Source organism: Aeromicrobium sp., from assembly GCF_036676885.1.
Taxonomy (GTDB): domain Bacteria; phylum Actinomycetota; class Actinomycetes; order Propionibacteriales; family Nocardioidaceae; genus Aeromicrobium.
On the sequence record NZ_JAKFCB010000212.1, the window covers coordinates 1 to 2,762 of the forward strand.

Here is a 2,762-nt window from a genome sequence, read left to right on the forward strand (position 1 = left end):
TTCTGGTGGCAAGCAGGAGGCTGACGACTGCACGTCCAAGGACGTCTCGGCGACCGAGAAGGAGCTCGTCATCTCCAACTGGCCCGAGTACATCGACGAGGACGACGGCGACTACGTCTCGACGCTGACGCAGTTCGAGAAGGAAACCGGCATCAAGGTCAGCTACACCGCCGACGTCAACGACAACGACGAGTTCTACGGCAAGGTCAAGAACCAGCTGGGCTCGTGCTCGACGACCAAGCGCGACATGTTCATGCTGACCGACTGGATGGCCGCCCGCATGATCCAGTCCGGCTGGATCCAGAAGCTCGACGCCTCCAGGGTGCCCAACCTGCACGCCAACATCATCGACGGCCTCGCCGACGTCGGCTGGGACAAGAAGCGCGAGTACTCCGCGCCGTGGCAGAGCGGCCTGACCGGCATCGCCTACAACAAGTCCAAGGTCAAGGAGGTGAAGTCCTTCGACGAGCTGGTCACCCGCAGTGACCTCAAGGGCCGCATCTCGCTCCTGACGGAGATGAACGACACGATGGGCTTGATGCTGCTGTCCGAGGGCGCCGACCCGTCCGACTTCACCGACGACGAATGGCAGAACGCGCTGGACAAGCTCGACAAGGCGAAGAGCGACGGTCAGATCCGGTCGTTCACCGGCAACGAGTACATCCAGGACCTCACCGCCGGCAACATCGTCGCGTGCGCAGCGTGGTCCGGTGACGTGGCAGCGGCCGAGGACGAGAACCTCGTGTTCGTCCCTGCCGAGGAAGGGCTCATGATCTGGGCCGACAACATGCTGGTGCCCAACAAGGCCAGCCACAAGGCCAACGCCGAGGAGTGGATCAACTACTACTACGAGCCCGAGGTCGCGGCCAAGCTGGCGGCATATGTCTGGTACATCTGTCCCGTCAAGGGTGCCAAGGAGGCCATGGAGAAGGTCGACCCGAGCCTCGTCGACAACGAGCTGATCTTCCCGACCGAAAAGACGCTCTCGCAGACACACCCGTTCATGGAGCTCGACGCGAAGAAGCAGCGCGAGTACGCGCGTGCCTTCAAGGCGATCAGTGGCTAGCGGTCAGGAGACGCCCACACCCGGCGGCTCGAGATCGCTGCGGCTCTCGCAGCTCACCAAGGAGTTCGCAGCCTTCACCGCGGTGAAGGCACTCGACCTCGAGGTGCCGCAGGGCTCCTTCTTCGCCCTGCTCGGCCCGTCCGGCTGTGGCAAGACGACGACGCTCCGCATGGTCGCCGGGCTCGAGACGCCCACCGCGGGCACGATCCATCTGGGCGACAAGGACGTCACCTACGACAAGCCGTACAAGCGACCGGTCAACACGGTGTTCCAGAACTATGCGCTGTTCCCGCACCTGGACATCTCCAAGAACGTCGCCTTCGGCCTCCAGCGCCGCGGCATCAAGGACGTCAAGAAGCAGGTCGCCGAGATGCTCGAGCTCGTCGAGCTCACGTCGCAGGCGCACAAGAAGCCGGCGCAGATGTCTGGCGGCCAGCAGCAGCGGGTTGCCCTCGCGCGTGCGTTGATCAACCAGCCGGAGGTCCTCCTCCTCGACGAGCCGCTCGGCGCCCTCGACCTCAAGCTCCGCCGTGGCATGCAGCTCGAGCTCAAGCGCATCCAGACCGAGGTGGGCTTGACGTTCGTGCACGTCACGCACGACCAGGAAGAGGCCATGACGATGGCCGACACCATCGCGGTCATGAACCAGGGTGTCATCGAGCAGATGGGTGCGCCCAGCGAGCTCTACGAGAACCCGAAGACCACCTTCGTGGCGAACTTCCTCGGGCAGTCCAACCTGATCGAAGCCGAGATCCAGGGCCGTGAAGGCGGTCAGGTCACCGTCCGCGTCCAGGGCGCCCTGGCATCGATCCCCGCCGACCGTGCCCACTCCGAGTCCGGCAAGGGCTGGCTCGGCATCCGTCCCGAGAAGGTCCTGATCGCCGAGGCCGGCCAGCCGATCGACGCGCCCGGCGACGTCATCACCGGCGGCTACATCACGGATGTCAGCTTCGTCGGCGTCAGCACCCAGTACATGGTCAAGATGCCCTGGGGCCAGGAGCTCATGGTCTTCGAGCAGAACACCGGTTCGCGCCGCATGCTGACCTCCGGCACCAAGGTCGACATCTCGTGGCGGCCGGAGTACGCGTTCCTGCTCGACGCGAGCCAGGACGCGAGCGCCGGCATCGAGGACGAATAGTGGCGACGCTCGACGATGTCGCCCACGGCTCCAAGGCCAAGCGCAAGCTGACCGGCTACTGGCTGATCCTGCCGGGCGCGGTGTGGCTCGGCGTCTTCTTCGTCGTGCCGTTCTTCTCGCTGATCTCGGCCAGCCTCTACGACCCCAGCGGCTCGGTCGAGACCGGCTACTCCATGACGTGGCACTTCCAGAACTTCGCGGATGCGTTCGACCAGCACAAGGAAGAGCTCGGACGTTCCCTCTGGTATTCGGGGGTGGCCACGGCCGTGTGCCTCGTGATCGGGTACGTCCTGGCGTACGCCATCGCGTTCAAGGCCGGCCGCTGGAAGAACCTCATGCTGATTCTCGTGATCGCGCCGTTCTTCACCAGCTTTCTGCTGCGCACCCTGTCCTGGAAGCTCATCCTGGCCGATGACGGCTGGATCGTGAACTCCCTGCAGTGGTTGCATCTCCTGGGCGACGACCAACGCCTGCTGGCGACGCCGTTCGCCGTCATCGCCGGCCTGACCTACAACTTCCTGCCCTTCATGGTGCTGCCGCTCTACGCCAGCCTCGAGA

At 64.5% G+C, this 2,762-nt stretch carries 3 protein-coding genes; all 3 read left to right on the forward strand.

What is annotated here, in order from left to right; genetic code table 11:
* Positions 1–1,066 (forward strand): ABC transporter substrate-binding protein (locus tag V6M46_RS09750; RefSeq protein ID WP_332664289.1); only part of this gene is annotated, 1,066 nt, incomplete at its 5' end.
* Positions 1,059–2,204, forward strand: coding sequence for an ABC transporter ATP-binding protein (locus V6M46_RS09755; RefSeq protein ID WP_332664292.1), 1,146 nt, complete (start codon positions 1,059–1,061; stop codon positions 2,202–2,204). The genes V6M46_RS09750 and V6M46_RS09755, both read left to right, overlap by 8 nt.
* A partial coding sequence (locus V6M46_RS09760) for an ABC transporter permease (RefSeq protein ID WP_332664294.1) occupies positions 2,204–2,762 on the forward strand: 559 nt, incomplete at its 3' end. The genes V6M46_RS09755 and V6M46_RS09760, both read left to right, overlap by 1 nt.